This window comes from Streptomyces verrucosisporus (assembly GCF_017114865.1).
Classification (GTDB): Bacteria; Actinomycetota; Actinomycetes; order Streptomycetales; family Streptomycetaceae; genus Streptomyces; species Streptomyces fenghuangensis.
In genome coordinates this window covers 1-19548 of the sequence record NZ_JADEYH010000008.1, presented here as the reverse complement: position 1 = coordinate 19548, position 19548 = coordinate 1, and the positions used below count along the sequence as shown (strand labels likewise).

16 protein-coding genes are annotated in these 19548 nt (G+C 72.2%); 7 read left to right on the top strand and 9 right to left on the bottom strand.

Going from position 1 to position 19548, the window contains the following annotated elements; all coding sequences use genetic code 11:
* Nucleotides 1-23 precede the first annotated feature (23 nt).
* Entirely contained in the window at nt 24-2855 is a 2832-nt protein-coding gene (gene secA / locus IQ279_RS11520; protein WP_206348312.1) for a preprotein translocase subunit SecA, read from the bottom strand.
* Nucleotides 2856-3045: 190 nt separating this feature from the next.
* Here secA and IQ279_RS11515 point away from each other — a divergent pair, with 190 nt between their 5' ends.
* Together IQ279_RS11515 and IQ279_RS11510 are read left to right on the top strand one after the other, a co-directional pair.
* On the top strand, nt 3046-3627 hold the full coding sequence (locus tag IQ279_RS11515) for a GNAT family N-acetyltransferase (protein WP_206348311.1): 582 nt from the start codon (nt 3046-3048) through the stop codon (nt 3625-3627).
* A 74-nt stretch (nt 3628-3701) separates the two neighbouring features.
* Nucleotides 3702-4871 carry a winged helix-turn-helix domain-containing protein gene (locus IQ279_RS11510; RefSeq protein ID WP_206348310.1) on the top strand — a complete coding sequence of 390 codons (1170 nt, stop codon included), beginning with the start codon at nt 3702-3704 and terminating at the stop codon, nt 4869-4871.
* Between the two features lie 85 nt (nt 4872-4956).
* Here the strand turns inward: IQ279_RS11510 and IQ279_RS11505 are convergent, their stop codons facing one another.
* From IQ279_RS11505 to mtnA, 7 genes are all read right to left on the bottom strand, one after another.
* Nucleotides 4957-5709 carry a response regulator gene (locus IQ279_RS11505; protein WP_206348309.1) on the bottom strand — a complete coding sequence of 251 codons (753 nt, stop codon included), beginning with the start codon at nt 5707-5709 and terminating at the stop codon, nt 4957-4959.
* Between the two features lie 148 nt (nt 5710-5857).
* Nucleotides 5858-6562, bottom strand: coding sequence for a ribosome hibernation-promoting factor, HPF/YfiA family (gene hpf, locus IQ279_RS11500; protein WP_206348308.1), 705 nt, complete (start codon nt 6560-6562; stop codon nt 5858-5860).
* A 490-nt stretch (nt 6563-7052) separates the two neighbouring features.
* Complete coding sequence (locus IQ279_RS11495) at nt 7053-7778, bottom strand: ComF family protein (protein WP_307792313.1); 726 nt, start codon at nt 7776-7778, stop codon at nt 7053-7055.
* 10 nt (nt 7779-7788) lie between these two features.
* Entirely contained in the window at nt 7789-9687 is a 1899-nt protein-coding gene (locus IQ279_RS11490; RefSeq protein ID WP_241027979.1) for an LpqB family beta-propeller domain-containing protein, read from the bottom strand.
* Nucleotides 9659-11599 carry an MtrAB system histidine kinase MtrB gene (gene mtrB, locus IQ279_RS11485; RefSeq protein ID WP_206348307.1) on the bottom strand — a complete coding sequence of 647 codons (1941 nt, stop codon included), beginning with the start codon at nt 11597-11599 and terminating at the stop codon, nt 9659-9661. The genes IQ279_RS11490 and mtrB overlap by 29 nt, the downstream gene beginning before the upstream one ends.
* A gap of 1 nt (nt 11600) precedes the next feature.
* Nucleotides 11601-12278, bottom strand: a complete 678-nt coding sequence (gene mtrA / locus IQ279_RS11480; RefSeq protein WP_014061181.1) for a two-component system response regulator MtrA — start codon at nt 12276-12278, stop codon at nt 11601-11603.
* Nucleotides 12275-13465 (bottom strand): S-methyl-5-thioribose-1-phosphate isomerase, encoded by a 1191-nt coding sequence (mtnA, locus tag IQ279_RS11475; protein WP_206348306.1) that lies wholly within the window; start codon nt 13463-13465, stop codon nt 12275-12277. The genes mtrA and mtnA overlap by 4 nt, the downstream gene beginning before the upstream one ends.
* A 261-nt stretch (nt 13466-13726) precedes the next feature.
* Between mtnA and IQ279_RS11470 the strand changes: the two genes are divergently transcribed.
* From IQ279_RS11470 to IQ279_RS11450, 5 genes are read left to right on the top strand one after another with little or no spacing between them, the layout of a single operon-like run.
* Nucleotides 13727-14863, top strand: coding sequence for a glycerophosphoryl diester phosphodiesterase membrane domain-containing protein (locus IQ279_RS11470; protein ID WP_307792312.1), 1137 nt, complete (start codon nt 13727-13729; stop codon nt 14861-14863).
* 55 nt (nt 14864-14918) lie between these two features.
* The gene (locus tag IQ279_RS11465; RefSeq protein WP_206348304.1) at nt 14919-15617 is read left to right on the top strand and encodes a DUF4129 domain-containing protein; all 699 of its coding nucleotides are present in this window, start codon (nt 14919-14921) and stop codon (nt 15615-15617) included.
* A complete protein-coding gene (locus tag IQ279_RS11460) occupies nt 15614-16840 on the top strand; it encodes a DUF4350 domain-containing protein (RefSeq protein WP_206348303.1) in 1227 nt (408 codons plus the stop codon). Before IQ279_RS11465 ends, IQ279_RS11460 begins: the two co-directional genes overlap by 4 nt.
* Complete coding sequence (locus IQ279_RS11455; protein ID WP_206348302.1) at nt 16837-17802, top strand: AAA family ATPase; 966 nt, start codon at nt 16837-16839, stop codon at nt 17800-17802. The genes IQ279_RS11460 and IQ279_RS11455 overlap by 4 nt, the downstream gene beginning before the upstream one ends.
* Before the next feature lie 18 nt (nt 17803-17820).
* Nucleotides 17821-19131 (top strand): DUF58 domain-containing protein, encoded by a 1311-nt coding sequence (locus IQ279_RS11450; protein ID WP_206348301.1) that lies wholly within the window; start codon nt 17821-17823, stop codon nt 19129-19131.
* Between the two features lie 194 nt (nt 19132-19325).
* Here the strand turns inward: IQ279_RS11450 and IQ279_RS11445 are convergent, their stop codons facing one another.
* Nucleotides 19326-19487: a hypothetical protein gene (locus tag IQ279_RS11445; RefSeq protein WP_206348300.1), complete on the bottom strand. Its 162-nt coding sequence runs from the start codon at nt 19485-19487 to the stop codon at nt 19326-19328.
* Nucleotides 19488-19548: the final 61 nt, after the last annotated feature.

Below are 19548 nucleotides of genomic sequence, written 5' to 3'. Positions count from 1 at the left end.
GGCGTGCGGCGGCGGTCACCGGATCACTTCTTGCGGCGGCGGCCCTTCTCCTTCTGGGCCCTGCGGCGCTCGGCGCGGGTCATGCCGTCCGCGGGAGAGCGGACCGGGCCGCCGTCCTCGCCGCTGGCGAAGTCGCCCTCGACGACACCGCCCTCGCCGTCCACGGTCGGCGCGGAGAAGTGCAGCCGGTCCGGACGCTGCGGGGCCTCCAGGCCCTTGGCCCGGATCGCCGGGCGCCCGCCCGCCGCGACGGCCTCCTCCCGGGGGGCCTTCTCCAGGGAGGGAGCGGGCCCGGCCTCCTCGACCTGCACCTCCTCGACCTGCTGCTCGACCTGGACCTCCAGGTTGAACAGGTAGCCGACGGACTCCTCCTTGATGCCGTCCATCATCGCGACGAACATGTCGTAGCCCTCGCGCTGGTATTCCACCAGCGGGTCGCGCTGCGCCATGGCGCGCAGGCCGATGCCCTCCTGGAGATAGTCCATCTCGTACAGGTGCTCGCGCCACTTGCGGTCGAGGACGGAGAGGACCACGCGGCGCTCCAGCTCGCGCATGATCTCCGAGCCGAGCTGCTTCTCGCGCTCCTCGTACCGCTCGTGGACGTCGTCCTTGATGGCGTCGGCGATGAAGTCCGCCGTGATGCCGTCGCGGCCCCCGGCGGCCTCCTCCAGGTCCTCGACGGTGACCGTCACCGGGTAGAGCTGCTTGAAGGCACCCCACAGCCGGTCCAGGTCCCACTCCTCGGCGAAGCCCTCGACCGTCTCGGCCTGGACGTAGGCGTCGATGGTGTCGTCCATGAAGTGGATGATCTGCTCGTGCAGGTCCTCGCCCTCCAGGACGCGGCGGCGCTCGCCGTAGATGACCTCGCGCTGCCGGTTGAGGACCTCGTCGTACTTCAGGACGTTCTTGCGGATCTCGAAGTTCTGCTGCTCGACCTGCGACTGCGCCGAGGCGATGGCGCGGGTGACCATCTTGTTCTCGATCGGGACGTCGTCGGGCACGTTGGCCATGGACATCACGCGCTCGACCATCTGCGCCTTGAACAGCCGCATCAGATCGTCGCCGAGCGAGAGGTAGAAGCGGGACTCGCCCGGGTCGCCCTGGCGGCCGGAACGGCCGCGCAGCTGGTTGTCGATGCGGCGCGACTCGTGCCGCTCGGTGCCCAGCACGTACAGGCCGCCGAGGTCGACGACCTCCTCGTGCTCCGCCGCGACGGCCTGCTCGGCGCGCTCCATGGCCCCGGGCAGGGCCGCCGCCCACTCCTCGGCGTTCTCCACCGGGTCCAGGCCCTTGGCGCGCAGCTCGGCCTCGGCGAGGTCGTCCGGGTTACCGCCGAGCTTGATGTCGGTACCGCGGCCGGCCATGTTGGTGGCGACCGTGACGGCGCCCTTGCGGCCCGCCTGGGCCACGATCACGGCCTCGCGCTCGTGGTTCTTGGCGTTGAGCACCTCGTGCGGCACGCCGCGCTTCTTCAGCTGCTGCGACAGGTACTCGGACTTCTCGACCGAGGTGGTGCCCACCAGGACCGGCTGGCCCTTCTCGTGCCGCTCGACGATGTCGTCGACCACCGCGTCGAACTTGGCGACCTCGGTGCGGTAGATCAGGTCCGACTGGTCCATGCGGATCATCGGCCGGTGCGTCGGGATCGGCACCACGCCGAGCTTGTAGATCTGCTGGAACTCGGCGGCCTCGGTCATGGCCGTGCCGGTCATGCCCGAGAGCTTGTCGTAGAGGCGGAAGAAGTTCTGGAGGGTGATCGTGGCGAGCGTCTGGTTCTCGTCCTTGATCTCCACCCCCTCCTTCGCCTCGATCGCCTGGTGCATGCCCTCGTTGTAGCGGCGGCCGGCCAGGATGCGGCCGGTGTGCTCGTCGACGATCATGACCTCGCCGTCGAGGACGACGTAGTCCTTGTCCTTCTTGTAGAGCTCCTTGGCCTTGATCGCGTTGTTGAGGTAGCCCACCAGCGGGGTGTTGACCGACTCGTAGAGGTTGTCGATCCCCAGCCAGTCCTCGACCTTGGCCACGCCGGACTCGTGGATGGCGACCGTGCGCTTCTTCTCGTCGACCTCGTAGTCGCCCGTCTCCGGCTGCTGCTTGACCGGGTTGGCGGCCTCACCGAGTTCCAGGCGCTTCACCAGCTTGGCGAAGTCGCCGTACCACTTGGTGGCCTGGTCCGCCGGGCCCGAGATGATCAGCGGGGTGCGGGCCTCGTCGACGAGGATCGAGTCGACCTCGTCGACGATCGCGAAGTTGTGGCCGCGCTGCACCAGCTCGTCCTTCGACCACGCCATGTTGTCGCGCAGGTAGTCGAAGCCGAACTCGTTGTTGGTGCCGTAGGTGATGTCGCAGGCGTACTGCTCGCGGCGCTGCGCCGGGGTCATGTTGGCGACGATGCATCCGACCGTCAGCCCCAGGAACTTGTGGACGCGGCCCATCATCTCCGAGTCGCGCTGGGCCAGGTAGTCGTTGACCGTGATGAGGTGGACGCCCTTGCCCGACAGGCCGTTGAGGTACGCGGGCAGGGTGCCCACCAGCGTCTTGCCCTCACCGGTCTTCATCTCGGCGACATAGCCCATGTGCAGGGCGGCGCCGCCCATGATCTGCACGTCGTAGTGGCGTTGGCCGAGTACGCGCTTGGCCGCCTCGCGGACCGTCGCGAAGGCCTCGGGCAGCAGGTCGTCCAGGGACTCTCCGTCGGCGAGGCGCTCCCTGTACTCGTCCGTGAGCGCCCGCAGCTCGGCGTCGGTGAGGTTGACGAAATCCTCTTCGATCGACGACACCTGGTCCGCGATGCGGTGCAGTTTGCGCAGGATCTTGCCTTCACCTGCACGCATGATCTTGCCGAAGACGGACACGTAGGCTGGCTCCTTGCCGGTCGGGCCGGGCACGGTCTGGGTGCTCTGGCACGGCGGGCCTCTTCCTTGCGTCGGGCCCAGCCGCACCGGCCATCGTATGCGAGGGGCACCGGCCCCTGTACCCCCCAACGTGCCGGAGACTCGGAAGGTGCCGGTTCCGCCCGATTGGATGACCGGCACAATCATCTCCATGCGACCCGTCACCCTGGGCACCGAGCGCCTCCTGCTGCGGCCCTTCGAACCGCAGGACGTCCCCGCCGTCCACGCCGCCTGCCAGGACCCGGACATCCTGCGCTGGACCACCCTCCCCGAGCCGTACGAGCGGCGGCACGCGCAGGAGTTCGTGCTCAACATCGGCCCGGCGGGCTGGCGTGAGGACACCGCGTACAACTTCGGCGTCTTCACCCGCGACGGGGAGCTGGTGGGCTCGATGGGCCTGGTGCGCGTCACACCGCCCGGACCGGAGGGGCGCCTGGCGGAGCTGGGCTACTGGACGGCCAAGGAGCGGCGGGGCCGCGGGTACACCGTGGAGGCGGCACGGGCGGTGACCGACTGGGCCTTCCGCGAACTGGGCGTGCAGCGGCTGGAGTGGTTCGCCGAGGCCGGGAACACCGGGTCGAGGGCCGTGGCCGAGCGGCTGGGTTTCGTGATGGAGGGCACCCTGCGGGCGCGGATCACCTTCCGCGGGACCCGGCGGGACGCCTGGGTGGCGTCGCTGCTGCCCTCGGACCGGGGAGTGGCGGCGGCCGTGCCGTACCTGCCCGCGCCGTAGGGGGGCGCGCTGCCGCCGGCGGGGTTCCGGCCGTTTCCGGGCCCGTTGTCAGTGGCAGGCCCTATCGTCGGCGCATGACCTCCGTCTCACTCTCACTTTCCGCCGACGAGGCCCGCCGGATCGCGCTGCGCGCACAGGGGCTGCTGGGAGCGCCGGACCGCCGGGCCGGGGCGGAAGGGGTGCTGCGCCGCCTGGGAGCCGTGCAGCTGGACACCATCTCGGTACTGGCCCGCTCCCATGAACTGGTGCCGTACGCGCGGCTGGGCGCGATCGGCCGCGACACGGTGGAGGCGGCGTACTGGAGAGGAGGGCGCGCCTTCGAGTACTGGTCGCACGCCGCCTGCGTCCTGCCGGTCGGGGAGTGGCCGTACTTCGCGTTCCGGCGCCGGGCGTTCCGGGCCAGGGGTCACCGCTGGCACCTCATGGAGGACTCCGAGCGCTCCTGCGCCGCCGTACGGGACCGGCTGAAGGCCGACGGCCCGCTGACGGCCACCGAGCTGGGCGGCGCGAAGAACGGCGGCGAGTGGTACGACTGGTCCGAGACGAAGATCGCGGTGGAGTGGCTGCTGGACACCGGCGAGGTGGTCTGCGCCGAGCGGCGCGGCTGGAAGAGGGTGTACGACCTGGCCGAGCGCGCCGTCCCCGGCGAACTGTTCCACGACGACCTGACCGACCACGAGTGCCTGCGCCGGCTGGTCGCCCAGGCCGGGCGGGCGATGGGGGTGGCCACCCGCGCGGACCTGGCCGACTACCACCGGCTGAAGGGCGAGCAGGTCGACGCGGTCGTCGCGGAGACGGGTCTGGTGCCGGTGGAGGTGGCGGGCTGGGGCAGGCCGGCCTGGGCGGACCCGGCGGCGCTGGAGGCCGAGTCGTCCGGGAGCCGGGGCCGGCACCGCACCACGCTGCTGTCGCCGTTCGACTCCCTGATCTGGGATCGCAGGCGCACCGAGCGGATCTTCGGTTTCACCCACCGGCTGGAGGCATACGTGCCCAGGGCCCGGCGGATACACGGCTACTTCGCGATGCCGCTGCTGTCGGGGGGACGGCTGCTGGGCCGGGTCGATCCGGCCCGCGAGGGGAGGACGCTGGTGGCGCGGCAGGTGTCGATGGCGGGACGCGGGGCGGTGGAGCCGATGGCACGGGCACTGCGGGAGGCCGCGGGATGGGTGGGCTGCGACGCGGTCCGCGTCGAGCGCTGCGACGACCCGGCGTCGGCCGCGGCCCTCACCGCGGCCCTCGACTGACGCGCTCGCCGCTTCCAGCGCGTCCGGTTCATCCGGCGCGTTCGGCACGGCCGGTGCGGGCCGGCCTGGTACGGGCCGGCCCGCCTCACCTGATCTCCAGGATCTTCTCCCGCATCGCGTAGACCACTGCCTCCATCCGGGAGTGGAGCTGAAGCTTCTCCAGGATGTTGCGGACGTGGTTCTTCACGGTGTTCTCGCTGATGAAGAGTTCCTTGGCGATGTCGCGGTTGTTCATGCCGGTGGCGACGAGCTTGAGCACCTCCAGCTCCCGGTCGGTCAGGCGCGGCGCGGGCACCAGGCGCTTCTCGTCGGTGCGCTGGATCATCGACTTGAACTCGGTGAGCAGTTTGGCCGCCATCGACGGGCTGATCTGCGACTGCCCGTCGGCGACCGCGCGGATCGCGGTGGAGACCTCGTCGGTGGAGATCTCCTTGAGCAGATAGCCGGTGGCCCCCGCCTTGATCGCGTCGTAGAGGTCGGCCTCCTCGTCGCTGATCGTCAGCATGATGATCTTCGCGCTGGGGGCCACCTCCTTGATCGAGGTGCATGCCTCGATGCCGCCGCGCCGGGGCATCCGCACATCCATCAGCACGATGTCGGGAAGCAGATCGGCGGCCTTGTCCACGGCCTCGGCCCCGTCCCCCGCCTCGCCGACGACCTCGATGTCCTCCTCCTGCGCGAGGACGATCTCCAGCCCGCGTCTGAAGAGGGCGTGGTCGTCGACGACCAGGACTCGGATGGGCTCCTCGCGCAGGTCCGCCGTCCCCGCGTCCACGGGCGCGGCGCCCCGGCCGCCCTCCCGTGCGCCGGGCGTCACGGGCCCGAAGCTGTCCGCCATCGTTCCTCCCCCTGCAGCCAGGCTACGCAGCGCCAACCGGCCTGTGCAGGGCGCCGGTTGGACGTGGCCATGATTCCATGCCCCCGCCCCCGGCCGAATTCCTCGTTCGGCCGGGGGCGGGTCCGGTGCGCGGTGTCAGCGACTGTTATCAGCCACGCAGAGCGCCTCCTGCGCCCTGCGGCGCCTCCTCCACGAAGGGGTCGGGTTCCAGATGGATGACGCCGTAGTCGTAGCCGTGCCGTCGGTAGACGACGCTCGGCAGCTTGGTCTCGGAGTCGACGAACAGGTAGAAGTCATGCCCGACCAGCTCCATCTCGTACAGGGCCTGGTCCAACGACATCGGGGCCGCCGCGTGGGTCTTCTCCCGGACGACCAGGGGGCCCTCCCCCTGGACCTCCAGCGGTCCCACCTTGGTGGTGGCGGGCGGTTCCTCGACCGCCGTGCGCTGCGGTCCGAGCCGGCCGTCCTCGCCGACGGTCGCCGCGTTCGGCACGGTCACGGCCACGTCGCGCGCCGGGATCCGGTGGTGGCCGTTCCCCTTGCGCGCGGAGACCCGCTTCTCGTGCTGCCTGCGCAGCCGCGACTCCAGCTTCTCCGTGGCCAGATCCAGCGCCACGTAGGGGTCGGCCGCCGCCGCCTCGGCGCGGATCACCGGACCGCGGGAGCGCAGTGTGATCTCAACCCGGTCCGAGCGGTCGGCCTGACGCGGGTTGGGCTCCTTGGACACCTCGACGTCGAGGCGGATCGCCTTGGCGTCGATCTTCTGGATCTTGTCCAGCTTGAGCTTGTCGACCACGTGCTTGCGGAACCGCTCCGGCACCTCTGTCTTACGGCCCTTGACGACGATGTCCACGCAGAACTCCGTTCCCGGGCGCCTCCGCGGCCTGAGCGGCGGAGCACGCCCTTTGTGCACTGAGTCCGAAAGGCGCGGGCTCCTGCCCGTCACCGTCCGGCCCTACGTCGGGTTGCGACTTTCACCTCCTCCTCCCCGGTCGGGAAGACCGCCACTCCCCCGTTTCCGGGAGATTGGCCGGCAAAGCCGGGTGAACGCCCTGGAGCGCACATGTCCCGCCGTACGGAACGACTCTCGCCATTCCTCACAACCGAACCTACCCCTGCCGGAGGGAACTCGGCACCCCCTGTCGGCACCTACCTCCGATCGCGGGCGGCTCCGCCTCGCGGCGGGAGGCAGGTACTCCCGCCGGCGGTTCCACCCGTACGGACCACACTGCCCATTCCCGGCCGGGGTACGCCCCCGCGAACCACCTGCCGGGTGGGCGCCCGCACACCGGTGCGGGACCACCAGGAGCGGCGAGCGGGGCGAACCTCGGACGATGCGGTGCCTAGTGCCGCGAGGCCGCCACCACCGCCGCGCCGGCCACTGTGCCGCCGGTCCGGTCCAGCGCCCTCGCCGCCTCCGCGAGCGAGGCGCCCGTGGTCACCAGATCGTCCACCACGACCACCGGGCCCTGCGCCAGCAGCCGTCCCGCACCGGCGGCCGTACCCAGGGCTCCGGCCAGGTTGGCAAGGCGCTGCCGGGCGTCCAGCCCCGCCTGGTCCGCGACGGTGCGCCGCTGCCGCAACACGGGCAGGACCCGCGCCGACCACCCGGCGCATCTGAGTTCGCCGGCCGCCGCAAGCGCCATCCTCCGCACCGGGTCGTGGCCGCGCGCCGCCACCGAGCGCCGCGCGGAGGGCACCGGCACCAGCAGCAGCGGCCCTCTGCTCTCCCGTGCCGTTCCTCCCGGCGCCGCTCCCCCCGCCGTCTCCTGGACTGCCGCCCGCACCGCGCCGGCCAGCACCGCCCCCAGCGGAGCCGCCAGCCGCAGGGCGCCGCGCTCCTTGTGCGCGAGCAGCATCGCCCGTACCTCGTCGGCGTAGGGCAGGCACGCGTGGACCGGCGGCATGCCGTCCGGCGGCGGGTCCGGCCGCACCCGCCGCGGCCGGGAACCGCGCAGCAGTTCCCGGCACCGCACGCACAGACCGGTGCGCGGCAGGCCGCACCCGGCGCAGTCGGCGGGCAGCACCAGATCGGCCAGTTCCCGCCACCATTCCCGCATACCGAACATACCGGGATGACTACCCCGGGTAGACAGGCATCGACCCCTTGTCCGTGACCAGTTCCCACTCGGCGCGATCGAGCCGGGCAATGCCCTCACCGGTGTCGGCCAGCAGCGGTTTGTCGCCGTTCTCCGAGGCCGCCACACCGGTCACCCCGTTGAGTCCGGGCAGCGTCGAGGGGCCGGCCGAGGAGCCGTCCGTCGCCGTGTAGCGCAACTGCTGCACGCCCTTCGACTCCCGGCCGACGACCACCAGCCTGCTGTCGCCCGCCCAGGAGGCGTCCAGCACCTCCTCCATCCGCGGAGCGATGGGCCGCAGGCCCTCAACGGTCGCCATGGGCTCCCCGCCCTCGGACTCCTTCCGCTCGATGCGTCCGAGCCGCAGGGTCGTCCGGTCCCCCTCGCTGACCAGCAGAGCCATGCGCACACCGTCCGAGGAGACCCTCAGCGCCTCGATCCGGCCACGGCCGAGACCGGCCACCTCGACCTCTCTCGCCTCCTCCTGCCCACCGCGCAGCCACAGCAGCCGGGGCCCGTCCGGGTCACGGTCGGCCACCCACAGGTCGCCGAGCCCGTCCCAGCTCGGCGCAGTCAGCCCGTCCCTCTCCCGCTGCGCGCCACTGGCCACCACGGGGTCGCCGAGCCCGGTGTCGGCGGCGAGCGGGGCGACGAACAGCGACCGGCCGTCCAGCGACACCCCCGCGCCCCGCTTCTCGTCCCGGCTCACCGAGACCGCGCTCATCCGGGTCCGCCCCGCACCGAACGGGCCGCCGACGGGCGTGGTCCGGTCGCTGTCCCCCAGCACCACGGCCAGCCGGTCACGGTCGTCGACGAAGTACTGGCCACCGCCGTCGCCACCCAGCCGGCCCGGCGCGTACGCCTCGGCCTCGTCACCGGTCAGGGAGCACAGCTCGGCGCCGCCCTCCCCCCTGGTCAGCCGGACACGGGAGGTCCTGGCCGACACCTGGCCGTCCACGGTGTGCAGCACCTGGGCGGCCATCCGGTCGCACCGGGCACTCCCCGCCCTGAGCGGACGCTCACGGCCCTTCCCGTCGCGAACGACCAGCGGGACGGTCAGCGTGCCGGAGTCGTTCGGGGAGAGCCTCGTGCCGTCGGCGAGCCGTGTGCCCTCGGGGAAGGCCGAGCCGACCACCGGGGCCAGCCAGCCGGTCGGGCCGTCCAGCAGCGCCTCGACCGCCTCGGTCAGCGGGTCTATACGCTCCCGGACGTAGATCGGATCGGCGACCAGGACGTCCTCGCCCCGCGTCACCGCGCCGGTGTCCGGGCCCAGGTCGGCGTACTGGTAGGTGTTGACCGACTCGTAGTTGCGCTCGAAGTCGGCCTCGGCCACCACCAGCCCGTCCGGCAACCGGTCGATGCGCCACTCACCGCCGACCCGGACGAGGTGGAACACCTCCCGGTACGTCCCGTCGCTGGGCTGGTGGGCGTGCTCGCTGTCCACCAGCGCGACGGTCGGGCCGGTCACCTCCACGACGGTGCCGTCCTCCTCACCGGTGGAGGAGCGGCCGGAGGCGGACACGGTGGGGGCGCCGTCGAGCACCGTCGTACGGGCGAAGGGGTCCCAGCCGCGCGCGGCCCTGCCGGTGAGGTACTCACGGGCGGTGGCGAACTCCGGCTCGTCGCTCGTGGTGGCCTCCAGGAAGCCGCGCACGATCTGCCAGGGATCCGCGCCCTTGCGCGGACTCACCCCGAACACCCGGGCCTGGGAGTCGGTTTCGGCCCGGGAGAGGGGATCCACTTTGCGGACCTCCCCTTCGGAGGGCATCGACGCGCACCCGGAGATCAGCAGGACGAGAGCGCCGAGTGCCGCCGCGTACCCGCGGCGCGTACGGGATGAGCGGGGAGGACGGATGCCCTCACGCGTGCGCTCAGTCGCCTTGCCGGTCGCCATGTCCATCCTGCTCCTCCTCCGGCTCGGTCGCCGTCCGCCTTCGCGCCTCCGGCTCTCCACCGCCCGGACCGTCCCCGGTCTCCCGCGGAGGTGCCGCCACCGCGCCACCGGGCGAGCGGTGCGGCTCCCGCACGGCCCCCGGAGGCGGGGTCGGGGGCGGCACGGGGGTGTGCGCCCCGCCGGACGGGGTCTGGGCGGCCTCCCTGCGGCGGCGGGAGTCGGCCGGCTCCAGGGGGATGGGGGAGCCGCGCAACGGCTCCCCCGCGGTCCGCGGGATGGTCAGCCGGAACTGCGAACCACCGCCCTCCTCTCCCCATGCCTGCAGCCAGCCGCCGTGCAGCCTGGCGTCCTCGACCGCGATGGACAGGCCCAGGCCGGTACCGCCGGTGGTACGGGCACGGGCCGGGTCCGCACGCCAGAAGCGGTTGAAGACCCGGTTGGCCTCGCCCGGCTTGAGCCCCACACCGTAGTCGCGCACCGCCACGGCCACCGCCCCGTCGCCCGAGGCGAGCCGGACCACGATGTCCCGGCCCTCGCCGTGCTCGACGGCGTTGACCACGAGGTTGCGCAGCACGCGCTCGACGCGCCGGGCGTCCGCCTCCGCCACGACCGGCCGCTCGTCGCCGTGGACCAGGAAACGGCTGCCCTTGCGCTCGGCGAGCGGCTCCGCGCCCTCCAGGACGCGCCTGACCACATCGCGCAGGTCCACCGGATCGGCCTCCAGCGCGGCCGCCTTGGCGTCGAAGCGGCTGATCTCCAGCAGATCCGCCAGCAGCGACTCGAAGCGGTCCAGCTGCCCCAGCAGCAGCTCGGCCGAGCGGGCCGTCACCGGGTCGAACTCGTCGCGCGCCCCGTGGATGACGTCGGCGGCCATCCGCACCGTGGTGAGCGGAGTGCGCAGCTCGTGGGAGACGTCCGAGACGAAACGGCGCTGCATCCGGGACAGCTCCTCCAGCTGCTGGATCTTCGTCTGGAGGTTCTTCGCCATCTTGTTGAACGCCTCGCCCAGCCGGGCGATGTCGTCCTCGCCGCTGACCTTCATCCGCTCCTGGAGGCGCCCGGCGGCGAGCCGCTCGGAGATCCTGGCGGCCATCCGGACGGGGGTGACCACCTGGCGCACGACGAGCCAGGCGATGGCGCCCAGCAGCACCACCACGAAGACCCCGGCGGTGGCGAGTGTGCCCTTGACCAGGCTGAGGGACTTCTCCTCCTGCTGGAACGGGAAGAGGTAGTACAGCTGGTACGGGTCGCCGTTGGGGTCGTTCAGGCGCTTGCCTATGACCAGCGCGGCCTCGGTCCGGCCGCCCTCCAGCACGATCGTGCCGTACTGCTCGTAGGTGTCGGGGCTGTCGTCCAGTGCCTCGCGCAACTGCGGCGACACACTCTCCTCGGGCTTGAGGTCGAAGGATGCGCGAGGTCCGTGACTGCCCGACCCCTCGTCCGCGCCGAAGGTGCCCGGCCCCTCCTCGGAGCTGAGTGCCACCAGGTAGTAGACACCCTGGCCGCCGCTGGCGAGCTGTGTCACCAGGTCGTTCAGCCATGTGCCGGTGTCCTGGCGTCCGTTGCGGACGTTGCCGGCGCCTCCCGAGGCCACGTCGTCGGCCGCGTCGTCGGCCAGTTGCTCGGCCACCGCGAAACCGCCGGCGGCCTGACTCCGCGCGGCCTGCTGCTTGGCGTCCAGGAGCCCGTTGCTGACCTGGCCGATGACGACCAGGCCCAGCAGCAGGACGACCGCGAGGGACATCAGCAGCGTGGCGGTCACCACCCGCAGCTGGATGTTGCGCCGCCACAGCCGTGCCACGGCCAGCAGCGGGCGCCTCACCCAGCGGACGAACATCCGGAACAGGGGGTGCGCCCGGCTGCCCGTCGCCCCTTCGGACAGCAGCCCGTCCGGGAGGAATCGACCGCCACGCCACATGTCAGCTTGGTCCGGCCTTGTACCCCACGCCGCGTACGGTCACCACGATCTCGGGCCGCTCCGGGTCCTTCTCGACCTTGGAGCGCAGCCGCTGGACATGGACGTTGACCAGCCGGGTGTCCGCCGCGTGGCGGTAACCCCACACCTGCTCCAGGAGCACCTCGCGGGTGAAGACCTGCCACGGTTTGCGGGCGAGGGCCACCAGCAGATCGAACTCCAGGGGAGTCAGCGCGATGGACTGCCCGTCCCGCTTCACCGAGTGCCCCGCCACGTCGATGACCAGGTCACCGATGGCCAGCTGCTCAGGGGCGGGCTCCTCCGAGCGGCGCAGCCGCGCCCGGATGCGGGCCACCAGTTCCTTGGGCTTGAACGGCTTGACGATGTAGTCGTCGGCCCCCGACTCCAGGCCCACCACCACGTCGACGGTGTCGCTCTTGGCCGTGAGCATGACGATCGGCACCCCGGACTCGGCGCGGATAAGCCGGCACACCTCGATGCCGTCCCGGCCCGGCAGCATCAGATCGAGCAGTACGAGGTCGGGCTTGGTCTCGCGGAAGGCGGCGAGAGCCTTGTCCCCGTCCGACACGAACGACGGTTCGAAGCCTTCGCCGCGCAGCACGATGCCGAGCATCTCTGCCAGTGCGGTGTCGTCGTCGACGACCAGGACGCGTCCCTTCATGCGTCCATCATCCCATTACCCGATCGTGACTTTTCCCGGGGTGACGGTGAGAGCGAGCACAGCTCGGCCAGCGCGCCTCCCGTGACCGGTGAGACCACCCCCCGCTCGGTGACGATCGCCGTCACCAGTTCCGCCGGAGTGATGTCGAAGGCCGGGTTGTACGCCTGCGCGCCCAGCGGAGCCACCGGGATGCCGCTGCCCGGCTCCATCCCGGCTCCCGGCACCGTGGGCGGCGCGAACTCCGTCACCTCGTGGCCGGGGCGCTGCTCCACCTCGATCGAACCGCCGTCGGCCGCCTCCAGGTCCACCGTGGTCATGGGCGCCACCACCACGAACGGCACATGGTGGTAGCGGGCCAGCACCGCCAGCGGATAACTGCCGATCTTGTTCGCCACCGAGCCATCGGCCGCGATCCGGTCCGCGCCGACCAGCACCGCGTCCACCTCTCCCGCCGCGAACAGCGAACCGGCGGCGTTGTCCGCCAGCACCGTGTAGGCCATGCCCTCCCGGGCCGCCTCGTACGCCGTGAGCCGCGCCCCCTGGAGCAGCGGCCGGGTCTCGTCCACCCACAGCCTGCGCAGCTCGCCGGCACGGTGCGCGGCCCGCACCACCCCGAAAGCGGTGCCTCCCCCGCCGGACACCAGCGCCCCGGTGTTGCAGTGGGTCAGAACTCGGTAGCCCCCGCCCGGCAGCAGCTCGCCCAGCAGGGTCAGGCCGTGCGCCGCCATCCGCTCGCTGGCCTCGGCGTCCTCGCGGTGCAGCGCACGGGCCTCGGTCAGCGCCGCGGCGGCCGCCCGCTCGTATCCCGCGCCGGCGTCGGCAGCCGCCCGGAAGGCCCGCTCGGCCCGGCTCACCCCGTACCCGAGGTTGACCGCGGTCGGACGTGCGTGCCTGAGCTGCTCGGCCGCGTCGGTCACGTCGTACCCGCGGGCGGCCGCCAGCGCGACGCCGTACGCACCCGCCAGCCCCAGCAGGGGCGCACCGCGCACCGCGAGCGAGCGGATCGCCTCCACCAGGGCGGGCACGTCGGTGCAGACGAGTTCGACCTCCTCGGCGGGGAGCCGGGTCTGGTCGAGCAGCACCACCACCGGCCCCTCGGGAGGTTCCTCCCAGCGCAGCGCGGGAACGGGAACCGGTGCGTCATCGGGCGCCGAAGCCGTGGATCGTTCCTCAGTCTGGTCAACCATTCGGACAGTCTGCCCCTTCTCCCGACCATCAGTCGAAGGCAGCCGGGAGCCGCAGGGCCCGCGCCGTTCCACGGCGGCCCATGGCACGATGGCTGCCAACCAGCCGATACATCCCCATGAACGGGCCGCGAGAACACGAGGTGAACCGCTGTGAGTGACTCTCCGGGCTGGGCCTCGCCCGGATCCTCCCCTTCCGATCCTCCCCCCGCGTCCGGTGGGGGCGCATCCGGTGGCGGCGCTTCCGGGCAGCCCGCCGACAAGGTGCCCACGGACAGGACCCCACCGGGGCAGCCGGCCGCGAACTGGTCGCCGCAGCAGCCGCCCGCCGCCCCTCAGGGCTGGGGCGCTCCTCCTCCACCGCCACCGGGCCGGCCCGGCTGGGGGAACTGGAACCAGCCGCCCGCGGCCAAGCCCGGCGTCATCCCGCTCCGTCCCCTGGGCGTGGGCGAGATCCTGGACGGGGCGGTCTCCACCGCGCGTGCCCACTGGCGGACGGTCCTTGGCATATCGCTCGCGGTCGCGGTCATGATCCAGCTCGTCTCCACCGTGGCCACCGGCATCTGGATGCGGGACAACAGCGGCCTCCAGGCGCTGGAGACCAAGGCCGAGCCGACCAGGGACGATGTGCTGGACGCCTTCAGCGGTACGTTCAGTGCCCTGGGCGTCGAACTGCTGGCCTCCCTGATCGGCACGGTCATCGCCACCGCAATGCTCACCGTGGTGGTCAGCCGTGCCGTTCTGGGCCGCCCGGTGTCCATCGGGGATGCCTGGCGCGACTCCCGGCCGCAGCTCGCCCGCCTGCTCGGCCTGACGCTGCTGGTAGGACTGATCGTGAGCGGAGCGGTCGCCCTGGGGCTCCTGCCCGGCATCCTCCTCGGCGCGGCGGGTTCGGAGCTGGCCAGCGTGGGCATCGCCCTTCTCGGCGGCCTCGTGGGCGCCGTGGCGGCCGTCTGGCTGTGGGTCCGCTACTGTCTCTCCGCGCCCGCCCTCATGCTGGAGCGGCAGGGTGTCTTCGCAGCCCTGCGGCGTTCCGCCAAACTCGTGCGGAACTCCTGGTGGCGCATCTTCGGCATCCAGCTCCTCACGACCGTGCTGGTCTTCATGATCGCGATGATCATCCAGCTGCCCGCCTCCTTCCTGGCCCCCGTGCTGGGGGGTGACGGCATCGAGAGCTTCATGACCGGCGGCGTCGCGGACATAACCTGGACATACCTGATCATCGTCGGTATCGGGGCGGTCCTCGCCTCCACCATCACCCTCCCGATCAGCGCGGGCGTCACCGCCCTCCTCTACATGGACCAGCGCATCCGCCGCGAGGCCCTCGACCTCGAACTCGCCCGCGCCGCGGAGGTACCCGGCTACGAGCGGCACACCGACGGCACCGCCCCGGGGAACTGATGTGGTGACGCGGTCAGCGGGCGTGCGAACGGCGGTACGGGAGACTCCGTTCGCCATGCGCTCCGGCAGCCTCGACGGCTCCGGCAGCTCCGACGACGGAGCGCCGGTGACGATCCCGCGTGTCCCGGCACGTGAGGCCGCCGAGGACGAGCTGTCCAAACCCATGTACCACGAGAACGACCCGAGCCTCCTGCGGCGCCTCCTCGACTGGGTGTGGGAGCGGATCGGCGATCTCCTCGACACCGCCGCAGGGGCCACTCCAGGAGGCCGGGTCGGCCTCGCGGCCGTCGCCCTGCTCGTCGTACTTCTCCTGGCCGGCCTGCGGCTGCGCATGGGCGCACTGCGCCGCGCGCCCGGATCCGCCAGGTTCGGCGAACTCTTCGACGACCGCCCGCGCAGCGCCGACGAGCACCGCGCCGCGGCCGAGCGGTACGCCTCCGCCGCCCGCTGGAGCGAAGCCCTCCAGGAGAGGATGCGCGCTCTCGTCCGCTCCCTGGAGGAACGCGCCCTGCTCGACCCCCGCCCCGGCCGCACCGCCGACGAGGCCGCGTCCGAAGCCGCCCGGGTCCTCCCGGACCACACCACGGCCCTGTACGCCGCCGCCCTCGCCTTCGACGAGGTCACATACGCCGGACGCCCGGCCGACCAGGCCGCGTACCTGCGGCTGCGGGACCTCGAGGAAGCCGTCCGGCGCAGCAGGCCCCACCTCACCGGTGACCCCACGCCCGCGGCCCCCGGCGGAGGCGCCGTATGACGACCGCACCACCCGCCCCCTCCACCGGCGCGGCCACCTCGGTGTCGCCCACCGCACGCCAACTGTGGGGGCGCGCCCGCGGCCTGCTGCTGGCTGCGGCCGTCCTGGCGCTGGCCGGTCTGGTCATCGCCGCCCTCCGCTCCGGCGGACAGCACGGGCTGCTCGATCCCCGCTCCGCCGACCGCTACGGCAGCCGCGCCACCGCGGAACTCCTCGCCGACCGCGGAGTGGACACCACCGTCGCCACCGGCATCGCCGAGGCCACCGAGGCGCTGGGCCCCGACACCACACTGCTGGTGGCCAACCCGGACCTGCTCAGCGCACGTCAGCAGTCCGCGCTGCGCGCCGCCGCGTCCGACAGCGGAGGCCGCACCGTCCTGCTGGCCCCGGGCCCGGCCTCGCTGGGCACCCTGGCCCCGGACGTACGTGCCGTGGAACCCGCCTCCGTCGAGGTGCTCCGCCCCGGCTGCGACGCCCCGTACGCCCGGCGCGCGGGCGCGGCCGAACTCGGCGGCATCACCTACACCACCTCCGCCGCCTCGGTCGAGGCCTGCTACCCCAGCGGCGAGCTGCCCACTCTGCTGCGACTCCCCGCGGAAACCGGCGACGGCGACACCGTGGTACTCGGTGCCCCGGACATGCTCTACAACCACCGCCTCGACCAACACGGCAACGCCTCCCTCGCCCTGCAACTCCTCGGCTCCCGTCCCCATCTGGTCTGGTACCTCCCCTCCCTGGACGACGCCACCGCCACCGACGGCGGCGACGAGAGCTTCTTCGACCTCATCCCGCCCGGCTGGAGGTGGGGCGCCCTCCAGCTCGCGATCGCCGCAGTCCTCGCCGCACTCTGGCGAGCCAGGCGTCTGGGCCCTCTCGTCCCCGAACGGCTGCCCGTGGCCGTCCCGGCGTCCGAGGCGGCCGAGGGCCGCGCCCACCTCTACCGTCAGGCGAACGCACGTGAACGCGCAGCCGAAGCCCTGCGCTCGGCCACCCGCACCCGGATCGCCCCTCTCGCCGGCGTGCCCACCGCGCAGGCCCACCGCTCCGAGGCCCTGTGCCCTGCCGTCGCCGCCCGCACCGGGGACGACGGCATCCAGATCCACAGCCTTCTGTTCGGCCCGGCCCCTGCCGACGACGAAGCCCTCGTCCGGCTCTCCGACCGGCTCGATCTCCTCGAACGCCGCATCACCCCATCTCCGAGAGACAAGGACCGCACCCCGTGAGCGCCCCCTCCGCAGACAGCGCCCGCGCCGCCCTCGAGGCCCTGCGCGGCGAGATCTCCAAGGCCGTGGTCGGCCAGGACGCCACCGTCACCGGACTCGTCGTCGCCCTGCTCTGCCGCGGACACGTACTGCTGGAGGGCGTTCCGGGCGTTGCCAAGACCCTCCTCGTCCGAGCTCTGGCCGCCACACTCGAACTCGACACCAAACGCGTCCAGTTCACCCCCGACCTGATGCCGAGCGACGTCACCGGCTCACTCATCTACGACAGCCGCACGGCCGAGTTCTCCTTCCAGCCCGGCCCGGTCTTCACCAACCTCCTCCTCGCCGACGAGATCAACCGCACCCCGCCGAAGACCCAGGCCTCTCTGCTCGAAGCCATGGAAGAGCGGCAGGTCACCGTCGAGGGCACCGCACGCAAGCTCCCCGACCCCTTCCTGGTGGCCGCCACCCAGAACCCCGTCGAGTACGAGGGCACCTATCCCCTCCCCGAGGCCCAGCTCGACCGGTTCCTGCTCAAGCTCCAGGTGTCGCTGCCCTCCAGGGAGGAGGAGATCAAGGTTCTCTCCAGGCACGCCGAGGGCTTCGACCCCCGCGACCTCGCCGCCGCCGGCGTACGCCGTGTGGCCGGCCCCGCGGAACTCGACGCGGCCCGAGCCGCGGTAGCCAAGACATCCGTCTCACCCGAAGTCGCCGGCTATGTCGTCGATATCTGCCGCGCCACTCGTGAATCCCCCTCGCTCTCCCTGGGCGCCTCACCCCGCGGCGCCACCGCGCTGTTGTCCACCGCCCGAGCCTGGGCCTGGCTCACCGGACGCGACTACGTCACTCCCGACGATGTGAAGGCGCTCGCCCTGCCCACCCTGCGGCACCGCATCCAGCTACGTCCCGAGGCCGAGATGGAGGGCGTCACCGCGGACAGCGTGATCTCCTCGCTACTCGCCCACGTCCCCGTGCCCCGCTGAGACGACGCGAACCGACCGATGGCTCTCACCGGACGTACAGCTCTCATCGCCGCTCTCGGCGCGCTTCTCGTCGGCTTCCTGCTTCCGAGCTGGACCGGCCTGCTCGCCGTCGAACTCACCCTGCTGCTCGCAATTCTGTACGACCTGGGATGCGCGGCACCAGTCCGAAAGCTCCTTTTCACCCGTTCCGGTGATACGTCAGTTCGACTCGGTGAGCCTGCCGAAGTCCGGCTCACCGTCACCAACCCCGCCGGACGTCCGCTGCGCGCCCACCTCCGCGACGCCTGGCCGCCCAGTGTCTGGGCCTCCGGCTCCGAGATCGCCGCGTCCCGGCACCGGCTGACCGTGCCCGGCGGGGAACGCCGCCTCCTCATCACACGGCTGCGCCCGACCCGGCGCGGCGACCACCACGCCGCCCGCGTCACCGTGCGCTCGTACGGCCCGCTCGGCCTCGCCGCCCGCCAGGGCAGTCACTCCGTCCCCTGGAAGGTGCGCGTCCTTCCGGCCTTCACCAGCCGCAAACACCTGCCCGCGCGGCTCTCCCGGCTCCGCGAGCTCGACGGGCGCACCAGTGTCCTCATCCGTGGCGAGGGCACCGAGTTCGACAGCCTCCGCGAGTACGTCCCGGGCGATGACACCCGGTCCATCGACTGGCGTGCCACCGCCCGCCAGAGCTCCGTCGCCGTCCGCACCTGGCGCCCCGAGCGCGACCGCCGCATCCTGGCCGTCCTCGACACCGGGCGCACCTCGGCCGGCCGCGTGGGCGACATCCCGCGCCTCGACGCCGCGATGGACGCCGCCCTGCTGCTGGCCGCCCTCTCGGCGCGCGCGGGCGACCGCTTCGACCTCCTGGCCTACGACCGCCAGGTGCGCGCCACGCTCCGAGGCCGCACCGCCCACGACCTGCTGCCTGCGCTGGTAACGACGATGGCGCCGCTCGAACCGGCCCTGATCGAGTCCGATGCCCGAGGCATGGCCTCAACCGTCCTCCGCAACGCTCCCCAGCGCTCGCTCGTCGTCCTGTTCACCGGCCTCGACCCCTCTCCCGTGGAAGAGGGCCTGCTTCCCGTGCTCCCACTCCTCACCCAGCGCCACATGGTGGTGGTCGCATCGGTCGCCGACCCCCGCATCGAGGAGATGGCCGCCGCGCGCGGCACACTCGACGCCGTCTACGGGGCCGCGGCCGCGGCCCGGACACAGGCAGAACGCCACCACACCGCATCCCGGCTCCGCCGCCGCGGTGTCACCGTCGTGGACGCCACTCCCGACAAGCTCGCCCCGGCCCTGGCCGATGCCTACCTCGCTCTCAAGGCCGCCGGCCGTCTCTGACTCCTCAGAGACGAAGCCTGGGCAGCTCCATCTTGTGAGCGGTGAACGCCGAAGCGCGGGGGTCTGTGTCGATCCTCCCGGTGCGCCGGAAATCCCGGCGGCGGTAGAAGGCCTCCGCCCGGTGGTTGTCCTCGTGCACGAACAGCCGTGCCCCCTCGACAGCCGGGCGTGCCCATGACCACTCGACAGCCTCTTCAAAGAGCTGCGCCGCCGGTCTCCCCGATGAGCGTCAGCCTGTCCCCACGCCCCTCACCCTCGGCGGCTCTCCGCTGCCACACGCTGTCCGGGTAAGCGACGGCCTCCTCGTGCCACTCCAGGAACGCCATGGCCGCCACAGGATCGGCGAGGGCCTCCAACCGAAGTTCCCTCGACCACCGCCATCCGCCGATTCTGGCAGCACACGATGCTGAGCCTAAA

Coding starts and splice junctions, on each gene's coding strand:
- IQ279_RS11515 (WP_206348311.1), top strand. CDS start 3,046: ATGCGACCCGTCACCCTGGGCACCGAGCGCCTCCTGCTGCGGCCCTTC.
- IQ279_RS11510 (WP_206348310.1), top strand. CDS start 3,702: ATGACCTCCGTCTCACTCTCACTTTCCGCCGACGAGGCCCGCCGGATC.
- IQ279_RS11505 (WP_206348309.1), bottom strand. CDS start 5,709: ATGGCGGACAGCTTCGGGCCCGTGACGCCCGGCGCACGGGAGGGCGGC.
- IQ279_RS11495 (WP_307792313.1), bottom strand. CDS start 7,778: ATGTTCGGTATGCGGGAATGGTGGCGGGAACTGGCCGATCTGGTGCTG.
- IQ279_RS11490 (WP_241027979.1), bottom strand. CDS start 9,687: ATGGACATGGCGACCGGCAAGGCGACTGAGCGCACGCGTGAGGGCATC.
- mtrB (WP_206348307.1), bottom strand. CDS start 11,599: ATGTGGCGTGGCGGTCGATTCCTCCCGGACGGGCTGCTGTCCGAAGGG.
- mtrA (WP_014061181.1), bottom strand. CDS start 12,278: ATGAAGGGACGCGTCCTGGTCGTCGACGACGACACCGCACTGGCAGAG.
- mtnA (WP_206348306.1), bottom strand. CDS start 13,465: ATGGTTGACCAGACTGAGGAACGATCCACGGCTTCGGCGCCCGATGAC.
- IQ279_RS11465 (WP_206348304.1), top strand. CDS start 14,919: ATGCGCTCCGGCAGCCTCGACGGCTCCGGCAGCTCCGACGACGGAGCG.
- IQ279_RS11460 (WP_206348303.1), top strand. CDS start 15,614: ATGACGACCGCACCACCCGCCCCCTCCACCGGCGCGGCCACCTCGGTG.
- IQ279_RS11450 (WP_206348301.1), top strand. CDS start 17,821: ATGGCTCTCACCGGACGTACAGCTCTCATCGCCGCTCTCGGCGCGCTT.